The sequence below is a fragment of the Mesorhizobium sp. dw_380 genome, from assembly GCF_018588885.1.
Classification (GTDB): domain Bacteria; phylum Pseudomonadota; class Alphaproteobacteria; order Rhizobiales; family Rhizobiaceae; genus Mesorhizobium.
In genome coordinates this window covers 1-14352 of record NZ_JAFFIW010000068.1, presented here as the reverse complement: position 1 = coordinate 14352, position 14352 = coordinate 1, and the positions used below count along the sequence as shown (strand labels likewise).

Annotated in this window: 14 protein-coding genes; 4 read left to right on the top strand and 10 right to left on the bottom strand. The window is 65.3% G+C overall.

Annotated features, from left to right (window positions below):
* Window positions 1-354 precede the first annotated feature (354 nt).
* The 8 genes from JT360_RS31685 to JT360_RS31650 all read right to left on the bottom strand — a co-directional run bounded on the left by JT360_RS31685 (window position 355) and on the right by JT360_RS31650 (window position 9199).
* On the bottom strand, window positions 355-975 hold the full coding sequence (locus JT360_RS31685) for a 2,3-bisphosphoglycerate-dependent phosphoglycerate mutase (protein WP_214477158.1): 621 nt from the start codon (window positions 973-975) through the stop codon (window positions 355-357).
* Window positions 976-1062: 87 nt separating this feature from the next.
* Window positions 1063-1908 carry a 4-hydroxy-tetrahydrodipicolinate reductase gene (dapB, locus tag JT360_RS31680; RefSeq protein ID WP_214477156.1) on the bottom strand — a complete coding sequence of 282 codons (846 nt, stop codon included), beginning with the start codon at window positions 1906-1908 and terminating at the stop codon, window positions 1063-1065.
* The gene (locus tag JT360_RS31675) at window positions 1905-3764 is read right to left on the bottom strand and encodes an ABC transporter ATP-binding protein (protein WP_214477154.1); all 1860 of its coding nucleotides are present in this window, start codon (window positions 3762-3764) and stop codon (window positions 1905-1907) included. The genes dapB and JT360_RS31675 overlap by 4 nt, the downstream gene beginning before the upstream one ends.
* Before the next feature lie 160 nt (window positions 3765-3924).
* Entirely contained in the window at window positions 3925-4950 is a 1026-nt protein-coding gene (locus JT360_RS31670) for a glucokinase (protein WP_214477152.1), read from the bottom strand.
* Window positions 4951-5321: 371 nt separating this feature from the next.
* Window positions 5322-6410, bottom strand: a complete 1089-nt coding sequence (gene mepA, locus JT360_RS31665) for a penicillin-insensitive murein endopeptidase (protein WP_214477149.1) — start codon at window positions 6408-6410, stop codon at window positions 5322-5324.
* 65 nt (window positions 6411-6475) lie between these two features.
* A complete protein-coding gene (locus JT360_RS31660) occupies window positions 6476-7375 on the bottom strand; it encodes an SDR family oxidoreductase (protein ID WP_214477147.1) in 900 nt (299 codons plus the stop codon).
* Complete coding sequence (queG, locus tag JT360_RS31655; protein WP_214477145.1) at window positions 7372-8526, bottom strand: tRNA epoxyqueuosine(34) reductase QueG; 1155 nt, start codon at window positions 8524-8526, stop codon at window positions 7372-7374. The genes JT360_RS31660 and queG overlap by 4 nt, the downstream gene beginning before the upstream one ends.
* Entirely contained in the window at window positions 8507-9199 is a 693-nt protein-coding gene (locus JT360_RS31650) for a glutathione S-transferase family protein (RefSeq protein WP_202356986.1), read from the bottom strand. Before JT360_RS31650 ends, queG begins: the two co-directional genes overlap by 20 nt.
* 161 nt (window positions 9200-9360) lie before the next feature.
* Here JT360_RS31650 and JT360_RS31645 point away from each other — a divergent pair, with 161 nt between their 5' ends.
* The gene (locus JT360_RS31645; protein ID WP_214477143.1) at window positions 9361-10167 is read left to right on the top strand and encodes an undecaprenyl-diphosphate phosphatase; all 807 of its coding nucleotides are present in this window, start codon (window positions 9361-9363) and stop codon (window positions 10165-10167) included.
* 142 nt (window positions 10168-10309) lie between these two features.
* Here the strand turns inward: JT360_RS31645 and JT360_RS31640 are convergent, their stop codons facing one another.
* Window positions 10310-10687 carry a YraN family protein gene (locus JT360_RS31640; RefSeq protein ID WP_214477141.1) on the bottom strand — a complete coding sequence of 126 codons (378 nt, stop codon included), beginning with the start codon at window positions 10685-10687 and terminating at the stop codon, window positions 10310-10312.
* A gap of 63 nt (window positions 10688-10750) precedes the next feature.
* A complete protein-coding gene (gene rsmI / locus JT360_RS31635; protein WP_214477140.1) occupies window positions 10751-11647 on the bottom strand; it encodes a 16S rRNA (cytidine(1402)-2'-O)-methyltransferase in 897 nt (298 codons plus the stop codon).
* A 170-nt stretch (window positions 11648-11817) separates the two neighbouring features.
* On the opposite strand from rsmI, the gene JT360_RS31630 reads away from it, so the two are divergent.
* The 3 genes from JT360_RS31630 to JT360_RS31620 all read left to right on the top strand — a co-directional run bounded on the left by JT360_RS31630 (window position 11818) and on the right by JT360_RS31620 (window position 14230).
* Entirely contained in the window at window positions 11818-12000 is a 183-nt protein-coding gene (locus JT360_RS31630; protein ID WP_214477138.1) for a hypothetical protein, read from the top strand.
* Window positions 12001-12007: 7 nt separating this feature from the next.
* Window positions 12008-12196, top strand: coding sequence for a hypothetical protein (locus JT360_RS31625; protein ID WP_214477136.1), 189 nt, complete (start codon window positions 12008-12010; stop codon window positions 12194-12196).
* 393 nt (window positions 12197-12589) lie between these two features.
* A complete protein-coding gene (locus JT360_RS31620) occupies window positions 12590-14230 on the top strand; it encodes an ABC transporter substrate-binding protein (RefSeq protein ID WP_214477135.1) in 1641 nt (546 codons plus the stop codon).
* The last annotated feature ends 122 nt before the right edge of the window (window positions 14231-14352 follow it).

Sequence of the window (14352 nt, the reverse complement as noted above, 5' to 3'; positions counted from 1 at the left end):
CGCCCCGAAACCGGCGCGCATCACATATCCACCATCTGGCGTGGGGGGGGGATAAGACAGCGGACAGCGGGTGGTGTCAACGCGTTTTTGTCGACGGTTGCCGCGCGCCGGCTAAGTTCCGGTAGTTGGCGCCGCCCCTCACCTGCCGGCCGGCATCCTCTCCCCGTTTAGTGACGGGGAGAGGGGCGCTCTCATCGACGGTTTCGCCAATCGTCCGCGTCCGTAAGAAAGGCGCCGGCGTTGCGGCCAGCCCCCTCGCCCCGTTTACGGGGAGAGGATGCCGGCAGGCAGGTGAGGGGCGGCGCCGGCTTCAAAAATTAGTCTCGGACGCAAGTGACTGGAGCGCTTGCCGGCTCAGCCCTCCAGCACTTCCTTCGACGCTACGGTGGAATCGGCGTTGAGCGTGTAGATGACCGGTACGCCGGTGCCGAGTTCCAGCTTGACGATCTCCTCGCCCGACTTGCCGTCCAGCGCCATGATCAGCGCGCGCAGCGAGTTGCCGTGGGCGGCGACCAGCACGGTGCCGCCGCGCAGCACGTGCGGCTGCAGATCGTGCAGGTAATAGGGCCAGACGCGGGCGCCAGTGTCCTTCAGGCTTTCGCCGCCGGGCGGCGACACGTCGTAGGAGCGGCGCCAGACATGCACCTGCTCCTCGCCCCATTTCTTGCGGGCGTCGTCCTTGTTGAGGCCGGAAAGGTCGCCGTAGTCGCGCTCGTTCAACGCCTGGTCGCGGATGGTCTTCAGATCGCCCTGGCCGACGGCGTCGAGAATGTGCTGGCAGGTCTTCTGCGCCCGGCTCAACGCCGAGGTGAAGGCGATGTCGAACTTCAGGCCGCGCGCCTTGAGCTTCTGGCCGGCGGCCTTGGCCTCGGCGTGGCCCTGCTCGGTCAGGTCGACATCGCGCCAGCCGGTGAACAGGTTTTTCAAATTCCATTCGCTCTGGCCGTGGCGCACGAGCACGAGAGTTCTCGACATTTTTACTCCCTTCGAGAGCAATTCCTGGAAAAGTGTGAAGCGGTTTTCCGGCCGGAATTGAGTTGAAACAAGGTGTTTGTGGTTCGCTCAGCTTAAGCCCAGCACGTCCCGCATCGAATACAGTCCCGGCTTCTTGCCACGTGCCCAAAGGGCCGCCTTGACGGCGCCGCGGGCGAAGATGGCGCGGTCCTCGGCATGGTGGGACAGCGTGATGCGCTCGCCGGTGCCGGCCAGGATGACGCTGTGATCGCCGACCACCGAACCGCCGCGCAGCGTGGCAAAACCGATCGAGCCGGTTTTTCGCACACCCGTATGGCCGTCGCGTGAACGCACATCATTGCCGCTAAGCGCAATGCCGCGTCCGGCGGCGGCGGCTTCGCCGAGCAGAAGTGCCGTGCCCGAGGGTGCGTCGACCTTGTGCTTGTGGTGCATTTCGAGAATCTCGATGTCGAAATCATCCGCATCGAGCGCGCGCGCCGCCTGTTCGACCAGTACGGCCAGGAGATTGACGCCGAGGCTCATATTGCCCGACTTGACGATTGTGGCGTGGCGCGCCGCGGCAGCGATCTTGGCATTGTCTTGCGCCGAACACCCCGTCGTGCCGATGACATGGACGATGCGCGCCTGCGCCGCATAGCCGGCGAACTCGACGGTCGAAGCCGGCGTGGTGAAGTCGAGCACGCCATCGGCTTTGGCAAAGACCGGCAGCGGGTCGTCGCTGATCGGCACATTGATGATGCCGATGCCCGCCAGCTCGCCGGCATCCTTGCCCAGATGGGGCGAATCCGCACGCTCGACGGCGCCGATGACCCGCGCACCCGGAATGGTGTGGATGGCGCGGATCAGCGTCTGGCCCATGCGGCCGGCGGCACCCACCACTACAAGGCCCATCTCGGTTGTAGGCTTGCCGGTTCCTGCCGATGTCTCGCTCATGCCATGCTCCCGGCGATGTTCTGCGTCTCTAGGTCTCGACCCGAAGTTTGGATCGACGCGCTGTCGTCGACAAGTCCCAGGCCCTTGACGCCCTGTATGCGGTGGAAGCGGGCATAGATGCTGTCCGGGTCGGCCATCAGCGTCGCGTGCGTGCCTTCCTCGACCAGCCGTCCCTCTTCCAGCACGATGATGTGGTCGGCATTGACCACCGTCGACAGCCGATGCGCGATGACGATCGTCGTGCGCCCTTCCATGACATGCATCAGCGCCTCCTGGACGCGCGCCTCCGCCTCGTTGTCAAGCGCCGAGGTCGCCTCGTCGAGCAGCAGGATCGGTGCCTGGCGCACGATGGCGCGGGCGATCGAGACGCGTTGGCGCTGGCCGCCGGAAAGGGTCGAGCCGCCTTCGCCGACCGGCGTGTCGTAACCTTGCGGCTGCTGGCGGATGAACTCGTCGGCTGCCGCCTGTTTCGCTGCCTGCTCGATCTCGGCGTCCGTGGCCGTCAGCCGACCGTAGCGGATGTTGTCGCGGATCGTGCCCTCGAACAGATAGGGCGCCTGCGCCACATAGGCGATCGACTGCCGCAGCGAATGCTTGGTCACCTTCGAGATGTCCTGGCCATCGACCTCGATGTTGCCCTGGTCGACGTCGTAGAAGCGCTGCAAGAGCGCCACCAGCGTCGATTTGCCGGCGCCCGACGCACCGACAATCGCCGTCACCTTGCCGGCGGCGGCGGTAAAGCTCAGATCCCTCAGCACCGGCATGTCAGCGCTGTAGCCAAACGTCACATTGTCGAAGCGCACCTCGCCGGTAGTGATCCTGGCCTCGACGGCATCGGGCGCGTCGCCCTGTTTCGGCTCCAGGTCCAGCAACTCGTAGATCATGCGCGCGTTGACCAGCGCACGTTCCATGCCCACCTGTGTGCGCGCCAGGCGTCTTGCCGGGTCGTAGGCCATGATCAGCGCGGTGATGAAGGAAAACACCGCGCCCGGTGGTTGCCCAAGCACCAGCGCCCGGTAGCCGGAATAGGCAAGCACGGAGGTAATGGCGAGACCGCCCAGAATCTCGGAAATCGGCGACAGCCGCTCCGAGACGCGGGCGATCTTGTTGTTACGCTGCTCGGCCGTATCGGCCATGATGCCAATGCGGCGCGCCAGCTCCTCCTCCAGGGTGAAGGCCTTGACGATGGCGATGCCCTGTGTGGCCTCCTGCACGGACCCGTTCAGCCGCGAATTGATCAGCACGGATTCCCTGTTAATACGCCGCAGTCGGCGGGTGATGTAGACGACGGCCCAGATCAGCGGCGGGCCGATCAGCAGCGAGCTGAGCGACAACACCGGATCCTGGTAGATCATGACGCCGACGAGAGCGACCAGCGTGACCGCGTCGCGGCTGATGGAGGTCAGTGTCAGCGACAGCAGATCGCGAACGCCGCCGACATTCTCGTTGACCTGTGCCGCCAGCCGACCGGAACGCGTATCGTTGAAGAAGTTGACGCCGAGCTTCATCAGATGGTCGAAGCTGCGCTTCTGGTAGCGCGCCACCAGATTGTTGCCGATCTTGGCCAGCGCGACGGCCTGGCCGTAACCGGCGAAGCCGCGCAGCAGGGAGGCTCCCATGAAACCGGCGCAGATCCAGACGATCATATCGCCGCGCCGTTCGTAGAAGATCTGGTTGATCATCGGGGCCATGATCCACGCCGTGAAGGCAGTGGTGCCGGAAACAATCAGCAAGCAGGTGACGGCAACGACATAGGTCCAGCGATACTCATCGCCGTTTTCAGCGAGGATGCGGCGGAGCACCGCTGTGACCTCGCCGGGCCGGACTTTCTGTTTGTTTGGGGCTTGAAGTGTCAAATCGGGAGCGCTTTGTGGTTTTCCGCCTCGTAGGACCGGGCTGCAAATTCGGCACCCCTCTTAACGTCATGCAGCCGGCTTGCCTATGCCCGCGGCTGATTAACTTCGTCGCGGTACTTCAGCGCGTCCGCGGTCTCCCATGGGGTTCTGCCGCAGAAAACTAGGCCTGCCAGCGCCGGCCCGCGGTCTGGACGCCGAAGAGCGACGGGTTCCTGGCATAGGCGGCAAGGCCCAGAAGTGCGGCCAGCGGATGGGTGATGACATAGACTGGCATGGTGCGCATCAGCGCGCTGTGCGGCGCCTTGTCCTCGAAGCCGGCGCGGAAATTGCCTTCCTTCAGCGCCGGCACGATCTTTTGCGCGATGCCGCCGGTGAGAAACACGCCGCCGCGGCTCATGAACACCAAGGCGAGATCGCCGGCGGTGCGCCCGAGGCAAGTGACGAAGGTCTCCAGCGCTTCTTGCGCGACTGGATCGGTCTTGGCCAAGGCGGCGGCGGTGACTTCGGCCGGCGTGGTGAAGGGCGCCGGCTTGCCGTCGGCCTTGGCCACGGCCCTGTAGACGTTGACGAGGCCACGCCCGCACAGGATCTGTTCGCCCGAGATGCGGCCCTCGAGCTTCTCTATATGCGGGAAAACCTCGAAATCGCGCGGTGTGCGTGGGCCAATGTCCATATGGCCGCCCTCGCCGGGCACTGGTATCCAGTGGCGCAAGGCATGGACCAGCCCGGCGACGCCGAGCCCGGTTCCGGGCCCCAGCACCACGCGTCCGGCATTGGGTTCCGGCGTGCCGCCGCCGATCTTTTCCATATGCTCTTCGCCAAGCGCGACGACGGCCAGCGCCTGCGCCTCGAAATCATTGAGCACGACGATGTCGCTCAGGCCGAGGCTGGCGAACATCTGCTTCGGCTTGACGATCCATGGACAGTTGGTGAGCTCGATCTCGTCACCATCGACCGGACCGGCCACCGCCAGAACCGCCGAATTGGGGCGCAACGACGAGCGGTCGAGCACCGCCGCCTGGATCGCCTCGTCGATGGTGTTGTAGTTGGCGGTCTGCACGATGGCCGGCTCGCCGGCCTCGGAATTGGCGTCGAGCACGATCGAAAAGCGCGCATTGGTGCCGCCAATGTCGCCGATCAGGATCGGAAACCGCAACGACGTATCGCTATCGCCTACGCTTGCCATGCTCTCGTCCGTCCCCGGCGCCCCTGACGGCGCATCGCCGTTCTCCCGTTGACTAGCGCATGAGTTTGAAAAGGGAAAGCCGCTTCGGCATCAGCTCCAGGACATCATTTCCGTCCTCGCCCTATCTGATCCGGCGTTTGCGCCGCCCCTCACCTGCCTGCCGGCATCCTCTCCCCGTAAACGGGGCGAGGGACGCTGTCATTGCCGGTTTCGCCAATCACTCAGGGTCGCAAGAAGGGCGCCGACGTTGCGGCCAGCTTTCTTCTCCCCGTCACTATACGGGGAGAAGTGCCCGGCAGGGCGATGAGGGGCGGCACCGACTTCGGAGATTGACTCGTCTACTGCACAAGCCGGAGCAATCCCCCCGACCATCACTTCGCAGACGGCCGTGGCCGTGGCACCGGCGCGCCCATCCTGGGGGTCGCCGCGAAAGCGTTCGCCGCGCTTGGCAGCTCGCCCGCGCCGCTCACGGTGGTGGCGGGCAGCGACGGCGCTTCCGGTTCGGGCGCGGCGACCGCGACCGGCACGGCGTCGCCATGATAGGTCGCCGCTTCGGCCGAGGCCGGCCCCGGCGCGTCAAGCACGGCGCGGCATTCCTTGGGCAGGTTCGCCATCGTCATCAGGTCGCGGGCCTTCGGCGCATCGGGGTTTTTGTTGGGCCGCCACGGCTCCTGCGTGAACCACCAGGCCAGCGGCTTGCCGCAACCGTCATCGTCCGGCGTCGCTTCCTGCGCCTTGCAATTGGGCGAGCCCGGCTGGCAGCCGATGCGCATGTGGAAATGGTAATCGTGGCCCCAGAACGGCCTGATCTTGCGCAGCCAGGCGCGGTCGCCCTTGACGGTGTCGCAGAGCTTTTTCTTGATGCCCGGATTGACCAGGATGCGCTCGACCTCCGCGTAGCTCGCCGCCTGCTTCAGAAGTGCCGTATGCGCCGGCGTCCACAGCGCGTCCTTCACCAGATGCGTCTTCTCATCGACCATCAAGGTGGCGCTCATCGATTCGCGCTGGGCCATCGACAGCGGACGGCTGGGCATCGGCGTCAGCCAGATGTCGGCATCGAGCCCGATCTGGTGCGAGGCATGGCCCGTGGTCATCGGGCCGCCGCGCGGCTGTGCGATGTCGCCGATCAACAGGCCCGGCCAGCCATCGGCGACAGCATCGCGCGACAGTTTCTCGACCAGGGCGATCATCGCCGGATGGCCCCAGCGGCGGTTGCGCGACGGCCGCATCACCTCCCAGGTTGGACTATCCAGGGGAATGGCAACGCCACCGGCGAAACAACCCTTGGAATAGAAGCCGATCGATTGCGCTGATGTCGCGGTCGGCAATTTCTCGGCGCCGAACAGGTCCTTTGCCCGTTCCTCGGCCGCCGCCGGCTGCGTGGCGAGGCCGGTCAGAGCAAACAGGCCAAGTGCGGCCGCCAGCAGTGATTTCTCGCCGAACCGCATCGTTGTGTTCATGAAACCGGATCCCACCATAATCCCGAGCCCGAATCATAGCACGCCGCGCAGGATGCTTCGATCCGTCACCCCTTCATCGGGCTGCGCGCCTCGCCGTCGCGCCAGTCGCCGCTTGCCCACATGTGGTCGAAGGCGGCGCGATAATCCGGGAAGCGAAAGCGATAGCCCGCCGCCTTGATCGCCGCATTGGCGACACGCTTGTTCTCGCCATAGAAGGACCGCGCCATGGGCGAAAGTTGGGCGGTGTCGAAGGGAATTTCGGGCGGCGGTTCGATGCCCATCAGCGACACGGCATAGGCGACGACATCCTGCGGCGGCGCCGGCAAATCGTCGGTGACGTTGAAGATGCCGCCTCTATTGCCCTCGATGAGCTGCCAAAGCGCACCGGCAATGTCGTCGCAATGGATGCGGTTGAACACCTGGCCCGGCTTGACCAGCCGTCTCGCGGTGCCGTTCTCCAGATTGACCAGCGCGTTGCGGCCCGGGCCATAGATGCCGGACAGGCGCAGGATCGCCGCCGGGCGGTCTATCTCCTTGCCGAGCTCCAGCCAATCCTGCTCGGCCTCGACCCGCATGACGGAGCGCTTCGACACCGGCCGGCACGCGGCCCCCTCATCGACCCAGGCGCCGCCATAATCGCCATAGACGCCGACCGTGGAGAGATAGCCGATCCATGCCAGCGCCGGCATTTCAGCGATTGCTTCTCGGGCGGCATTCAGGACGGGATCGCCGGCTTCTTCCGGAGCGACCGAAATCACCAGATGCGTCGTTTTCTTCAACGCGTCGCCGATTTCACGGGTCAGGACGCCCTCGAACCGCAGAGGCGAGATGCCGGCCTGGCGCAGCGCCTCGAATTTGTCGGGCGAGCGCGTCGTGCCGACGATCGTGGCTGTCCCGTTGTTGGCGCGGGCAAAGGCCTTGCCCGAATAGCCGGCGCCGAAGATGAATATCTGCTTTTCGCTCATGCATGTGCCTTGGTTGGCGGCGCCAGGCGCCATTCGTCGCGCACGGCCTCGTCGCTCTCGGTGTTGAGGCCGGTCGCTGCCCGCTCGGCATATTCGGCATCGGACACCAGCCGCGCCAGCGCCCATATTGCCGCGCCCCGCACCAGCGGCGAGGCGTCGGTGAGCAGATGCCGAACGCTGCTGGCCAGCGTGGCATCGCCGGAGTTGCCGGCGGCGATCAGCACGTTGCGGACGAAGCGATCACGGCCGATGCGTTTTATCGGTGAGCCGGAGAACAAGGCGCGGAAGGCCGAATCGTCCAGTTCGAGCAGGTCGGCGATCGCCGGCTCGCGCAGATCCTCGCGCGCGGCGAGTTTTGCCTCGGAGGCAACCCGGGCGAACTTGTTCCAGGGGCAGGCGGCGAGGCAGTCGTCGCAGCCATAGATGCGGTTGCCGATCGCCTCGCGGAATTCATGCGGGATCGGCCCCTTGTTCTCGATGGTGAGGTAAGAGATGCAACGCCGCGCATCGAGCCGGTAGGGCGCCGGGAAGGCATTCGTCGGGCAGGCGTCCAGGCAGGCGCGACAGGAGCCGCAATGGTCGATCTCGGCTCGGTCGGGCGCGAGTTCGGCCGTCGTGAAGATGGTGCCGAGGAACAGCCAGGAGCCGTGCTCGCGGCTGACCAGGTTGGTGTGCTTGCCTTGCCAGCCGAGCCCCGCGGCTTCCGCCAGCGGCTTTTCCATCACAGGTGCCGTGTCGACGAACACCTTCACGTCGCCGCCGGCGCGCGCGACGATCTTGCCGGCGATCTCCTTCAGTCGCCCCTTCATCACCTCGTGATAGTCGCGATTCCGCGCATAGACCGAGATCGCGCCGCGGTCGCGCTTGGCCAGCAGATCGCGCGGATCATGGTCCGGCCCGTAATTCATCGCCAGCACGACGATCGAGCGCACCTGCGGCCAGAGCGCCGTCGGTTCGCCGCGTCTTTCCAGCGTTTCGGCGATCCAGTCCATCGAGCCGTGAAAGCCGTCGGCGACGAATTCGGCGAGGCGCGCAGGCGCCAGCGGGATCGCATCGGGAGAGGTGACGGCAACGGCGTCGAAGCCGGCGCGACGCGCCTCCGCGTCGATCATCGCGCGCAGTTTCGCGGCGTCAGAAATCGAGGTCCGCATAATGCGACACCGGCGACAGGCCGCGCACGCGGTCGGTCAGGAGCGGCCGGAAGGAAGGGCGCGACTTCACCCTTGTATACCATTCGCGCGCCGCGGGATGCTCGCGCCAGTCGATCTCGCCGAGATAATCGAGCACCGACAGCGTGGCGGCGGCCGCCAGATCGGCATAGGTGACCCTGCCGCCTGCCAGCCAATGACGGGTGCCGGCCAGCCAGTTGGTGTATTTCATGTGCTGGCGGATGTTGGCGCGTGCGGCGCGGATGGCGCCCGAATCGGGTGAACCGCCGCCCGCCGTTTCCGGCATGACCGGCTTCAGCACGCGTTCACGCACCAGATGCCTTGTGACTTCGCTTTCGGCCTTGTTGAGGTACCAGTCGATCAGCCGGCGGATTTCGGCGCGCTGCATCGGGTCCTCGGCGAATAGACGCTTGTCGCGCTTCAAGACGCCGCGCGTCTCGTCGAGATATTCCGAGATGACCGTCGCGCCGACGATCGGCACGTCGCCTTCGGCCAGCAGGATCGGCAGCGTGCCGGCCGGATTCAGCGCCAGGAACTCCTTGCGCCGCGTCCACGGCTTTTCCTCGATCAGCGCCAGCTCCTCGCCATACTCGCCGAAGGCGAGGCGGACGAAGCGGCAGGTTGCGAACATGGGATGGTGGAAAAGCGTCAGCATGGTTCCGCGATGATAAAGCGCACTGGCGAATCGCAGGGCGCACCGGTAAGTCTTGGCCGCCCGATCAGCGGGCCGTCAGGGTGCTGCGACCTATAGGGGGACTTGCAGGCCGTGACAAGCAAGCCGTTCTGTCAGCCCGTCACGCAAATGCCGAGGTAGCCATGGAAAGCCAGACCATCGTCGAAGCCCTGCTGCTCGGCCTGCTGGAGGGGCTGACCGAGTTCATACCGGTCTCCTCGACCGGCCATATCCTGCTCGCCGGCCATTTCCTCGGTTTCAATTCAACCGGCAAGGCCTTCGAGATCCTGATCCAGCTCGGCGCCATCCTGGCGATCCTCAGCGTCTACTTCCGCCGCCTATGGAAAATGCTGCTCGACCTGCCGCATGACCGGCTGACGCGGCATTTCGCCATCGGCATCCTGATCGCCTTCCTGCCTGCGGCGATCATCGGCGCGCTTGCGCATGATTTCATCAAGACGGTGCTGTTCGAATCGCCAAGGCTGATCTGCATCATGCTGATCATCGGCGGCGTCGTGCTGCTGGCGGTGGATCGTATAAAGCTCAAGCCGATGTATCGCGACGTCGAGCGGTTTCCGACCCGGCTCTACCTGCAGATAGGGCTTTTCCAGTGCCTGTCGCTGATCCCCGGCACGTCGCGCTCCGGTTCGACCATCGTCGGCGCGCTGCTTCTGGGCGTCGACAAGCGGGCGGCGGCGGAATTTTCCTTCTTCCTCGCCATCCCGACCATGGTCGGCGCCTTCGCCTTCGACCTGTTCAAGAACCGCAACGTGCTGACCTCGGCCGACCTGCCGATCATCGCCATCGGCTTCGTCGCCGCCTTCGTCACGGCGCTGTTCGTGGTCCGCTTGCTGCTCGATTACGTCTCGCGCAACGGCTATTCGCTGTTCGGCTGGTGGCGGCTGGTGGTGGGCGGCGTCGGGCTGGTGGCGTTGATGATCTGGGGGTGACTTACCCTCCCCCTTGTGGGGAGGGTCGATCCGCAAAGCGGATCGGGGTGGGGGTCGGCGCCATACCCCCGCCCCGGCTCGCCAACGACGCTTCGCGTCGCTTGCTCACCGACCCTCCCCACAAGGGGGAGGGTAAAGCCGCTCAATTCCTCCCATAAAACGCATTTTCAACATGCACCGGCCAGCGCCAGGGCAGCACGGCGACCATGTCGAAGCGCATCGACAGCCTGCCATAGTCCGGCTGGCGCGACAGCCAGATGTCGGCGGCGGCTTCGATGCGGCGCTCCGATTCGCGGGCGATGGCCTCCATGGCTTCCATCAGCGTGCGGCGCGCCTTGACCTCGACGAACAGCACGAGGTCGCCGCGCCGCGCGATGAGGTCGATCTCGCCGAATCGTGTGCGATGGCGGCGCGCCAGGATGCGGTAGCCCTTCAGCATCAGCGCTGCAGCCGCCAGCCATTCGCCGCGATGGCCGCGCCGGTAGGCCTTTTGGCGGCTGGCGCTCGGGCGCTCAGCCACCGCTCTCTCCCGAACTCTGTTTGACCATGATCTTTTCCGAAAACCGGTTTCCACTTTGCGGGATCATGGTGTGTCCTTGAGCACCAGCAGCCGCCGGTAGAGCGCCTGTTTCTGGCCGCCGGTCATCTTCGCGGCTTCCGCCGCCGCCTTGGAGGCCGGCATTTCGGCGGCGAGCGACAGCAGCAGGCGGTCGATATCTTCAGGCTCGTCGGCCTTGGCCTCGGCGGGGCCGACGCAGACGACGATCTCGCCCTTCGGCGTATCCGCCGCCGCGTAGTGGTCGGCCAGCGCCCGCAGCGTGCCGGTACGCATTTCCTCGAACGTCTTGGTCAATTCGCGGCCGATGGCGGCTTTGCGCTCGCCGCCGAGTGCCTCGACCATGGCGCCGAGCGACTCGGCCAGCCGGCGCGGCGATTCGAAGAAGATCAGCGTCGCCGGCACGGCTTTCAGCGCGTCCAGCCTTGTCAGTCGCTGGCCAACCTTGACCGGCAAAAATCCGGCGAACAGGAAGGCGTCCGACGGCAGGCCGGACGCCGTCAGCGCGGCAAGCGGGGCGGATGGGCCGGGGATCGGCACGACGCGAATGCCGTGGTCGAGCGCCTCGCCGACCAGCCGGTAACCGGGATCGGAGACCAGCGGCGTGCCGGCATCGGAGATCAGCGCCACGCTCTGTCCGCCCTGGAGGGCTGATATCAGCTTCGGCCCGGCCTCGCCGGCATTGTGCTCGTGATAGGCCGTGGTGCGGCGGCGGATGCCGTAGCGATCGAGCAGCACGCGCGACACCCTCGTGTCCTCGCAGGCGACGATATCGGCGGCGGCCAGCGTCTCCAGCGCGCGCAGCGTGATGTCGGCGAGATTGCCGATCGGCGTCGCCACCAGATAGAGCGCCGGCTCGAGCGGACGGGCCGCGATCTCGGTCTGCCCGACCACATAGCTGCGCTTGCCCGTCTCGTCCGTCACTGATCAAGTCTCCGTTCAAACCTGTTTGGCATGGCTGGCCTGTTTGGCATGGCTGGCGCGGGCTTGCAAAAGCTCACATCGAAGTAAGGAAATCGCCATGCCTTCGCCACAGTAGGGAACGAAACCGGGTTTGGCAGATTTAGCCCCTGAGTCCCTAGGGAGGAGACAGGATGGACAGCCTGACGATACAGGACGCTTTCGAGCCCTCCGGCCGCACGCGCCTTGCCGCACCGAGGGGCAAGCGCCTGCCTGCCAAGACCGACCACAGCCTGAGCAAAGAGCAGGCCGCAATTGCACTGCCAATTGATATCAGGCGTTCCAACAACGAAACCGACAGCACGACGGAGCACTGACCGGACGATGCCCAATCGCTTCGATATTTTCATCACCCGTCTTGAAACGAAAAGCGCCCGCGAGGGCGTGCCACCTCATCCGATGAACGATCAGCACAGCGGTCGCCGCGAAAAAGCCCACGCCAAACCGGCCCGGACCGGAGAGGCGCACCCCCAGAAAGACCGCGGCAAACACCGCCACAAACACGACGCCTGAGCGCGACGGGCGGAGACTCCCGAAGCTTCTCTCGCTTCGTCATCCTGGGGCGAAGCAAGGAGCGCAGCGACGCAGCGCAGACCCCAGGATCCATGCCGGGACTTCGGGGCGTTGCCGCGATCCAGAATCCGCTCCGCCTCACTCTACGGTTGGCGTCACGGAATGGATCCCAGGGTCTTCGCGACGGAGCTTCGCTCCTGCTTCGCCCAGGGATGACGACGTTTGAGGCCTTCGCGCCTTCCTTGCCAACGGCTTGCCCTGCGGAGCACGGCACAAGCCCTGCGGATTCCAGAACATTTCCCTGCGTCACCCCGCTTTATCATTCCCTCCAGGCAACGGCGCCCAAGCGGTCGCGTCCGGTCCGCCGGGCGCCCAACAAACAGGGGAATGACGATGAAATTCATGCTGACCGATCGCAAATTGCACCCGCAAGCCAGGCCCGTCGCCGACGATTTCAAGACGGGCGGCATCAGCCGCCGCGAATATCTGGCGCTGATGGCCGGGCTTGGCGTCAGCGCCGCCGGCGCGCTCGCTTTGGGTGGGCTGGCCCCGACGCCGGCTCGCGCCGCCGAGCCGAAGAAGGGCGGCACCTTGCGCGTCGCCATGAACGTCAAGGGGTTCAAGGACCCGCGCACCTTCGACGGTGTCGAAATGTCCAACGTCGCCCGCCACTGCAACGAATATCTGGTGCGCTGGAACACCGATTTTTCGTTCGAGCCCTGGCTGCTGGAAAAGTGGGAGATGAGCGACGACGCCAAGACGCTGATGCTGCATGTGCGCAAGGGCATTTCCTGGTCGAACGGCGACGCCTTCAACGCCGACGATGTCGTCCACAACCTCACCCGCTGGTGCGAGGCCGGTGTTGCCGGCAATTCGGTCGCCGCGCGCATGGGCGCGCTGGTCAATGCCGACACCAAGAAGGTCGTCGATGGCGGCATCGAAAAGGTCGACGACTTCACCATCAAGCTGAACTTGCCGAAGCCCGACATTTCGCTGATCGCCGGCATGGCCGACTATCCGGCGCTGATCATGCACCGCTCCTATGACGGCGGCGGCGACCCGCTGAAGGCGCTCGCCATCACCACCGGTCCCTGCGAACTGGTGAAGTGGGATGCCGAGACCGGCGCGGAGGTGAAGCGCAAGTCGAAGCCGTGGTGGAAGGGCGAGTTCCACCTGGATGGCATCCAGTGGATCGACTACGGCTCCGACCCCAACGCCATGCTGTCGGCGTTCGAATCCGGCGAGATCGACACCGATCACGAAACCGCCTCCGATGCCGTCTCGCAGACAGACAAGATGGGGCTCAAAAATTCCGAGATCGCCACCGGCTCCACCATCGTCGCCCGCTTCAATGTCGGCAACGCGCCCTATGACGACGTCAAGGTGCGGCGCGCGGCACAGCTCGCCGTCGACAATTCCGCCGTGCTGACGCTCGGCCTCGGCGGCAGGGGCAAGCCCGCCGACAACCACCATGTCGGCCCCATGCACCCCGAATATGCCGATATCGGCCCGGCCAAGCGCGATTTGGAAGCGTCGAAGAAACTGCTCGCCGAGGCCGGCAAGGCCGACCACGAATACGAGCTCATCTCCGTCGATGTCGAATGGCAGAAGAGCACCGCCGACGCGATATCAGCGCAGATGCGCGAGGCCGGCCTCAAGATCAAGCGCACCGTGCTGCCCGCCGCCACCTTCTGGAACGACTGGAGCAAATATCCCTTCTCCTGCACCGAATGGCTCGGCCGCCCGCTCGGCGTCCAGGTGCTGGCGCTCGCCTACAAATCGGGCGCCGCCTGGAACGAAAGCGCCTACGCCAACAAGGAGTTCGACGCGCTGCTCGACAAGGCGCTCGCCACCCCAGACGCCAAGGCGCGCAAGGAGATCATGGCCAAGATCGAGCAGAATTTGCGCGACTCGGGCATCATCATCCAACCCTACTGGCGCTCGGTCTACCGGACCTATCGCAAAGGCGTCGAAGGCTGCGAACAGCACCAGGCGCTGGAGCAGCATTTCGAGAAGGTGTGGTTGGAGGAGTGAGTGCGTTGAGCGAACGGGAAGCGGCTGAGACGCGGCAGGAGATTTATAGCCGAAGTCTGCGCCGCCCCTCATTGCCCTGCCGGGCATTTCTCCCCGTATAGTGACGGGGAGAAAGTGGCTGG

Bases quoted from the DNA above. Each gene is read 5' to 3' on its own strand.
- JT360_RS31685 (WP_214477158.1), bottom strand. From the start codon at position 975: ATGTCGAGAACTCTCGTGCTCGTGCGCCACGGCCAGAGCGAATGGAAT.
- dapB (WP_214477156.1), bottom strand. From the start codon at position 1,908: ATGAGCGAGACATCGGCAGGAACCGGCAAGCCTACAACCGAGATGGGC.
- JT360_RS31670 (WP_214477152.1), bottom strand. From the start codon at position 4,950: ATGGCAAGCGTAGGCGATAGCGATACGTCGTTGCGGTTTCCGATCCTG.
- mepA (WP_214477149.1), bottom strand. From the start codon at position 6,410: ATGAACACAACGATGCGGTTCGGCGAGAAATCACTGCTGGCGGCCGCA.
- JT360_RS31660 (WP_214477147.1), bottom strand. From the start codon at position 7,375: ATGAGCGAAAAGCAGATATTCATCTTCGGCGCCGGCTATTCGGGCAAG.
- queG (WP_214477145.1), bottom strand. From the start codon at position 8,526: ATGCGGACCTCGATTTCTGACGCCGCGAAACTGCGCGCGATGATCGAC.
- JT360_RS31650 (WP_202356986.1), bottom strand. From the start codon at position 9,199: ATGCTGACGCTTTTCCACCATCCCATGTTCGCAACCTGCCGCTTCGTC.
- JT360_RS31645 (WP_214477143.1), top strand. From the start codon at position 9,361: ATGGAAAGCCAGACCATCGTCGAAGCCCTGCTGCTCGGCCTGCTGGAG.
- JT360_RS31630 (WP_214477138.1), top strand. From the start codon at position 11,818: ATGGACAGCCTGACGATACAGGACGCTTTCGAGCCCTCCGGCCGCACG.
- JT360_RS31625 (WP_214477136.1), top strand. From the start codon at position 12,008: ATGCCCAATCGCTTCGATATTTTCATCACCCGTCTTGAAACGAAAAGC.
- JT360_RS31620 (WP_214477135.1), top strand. From the start codon at position 12,590: ATGAAATTCATGCTGACCGATCGCAAATTGCACCCGCAAGCCAGGCCC.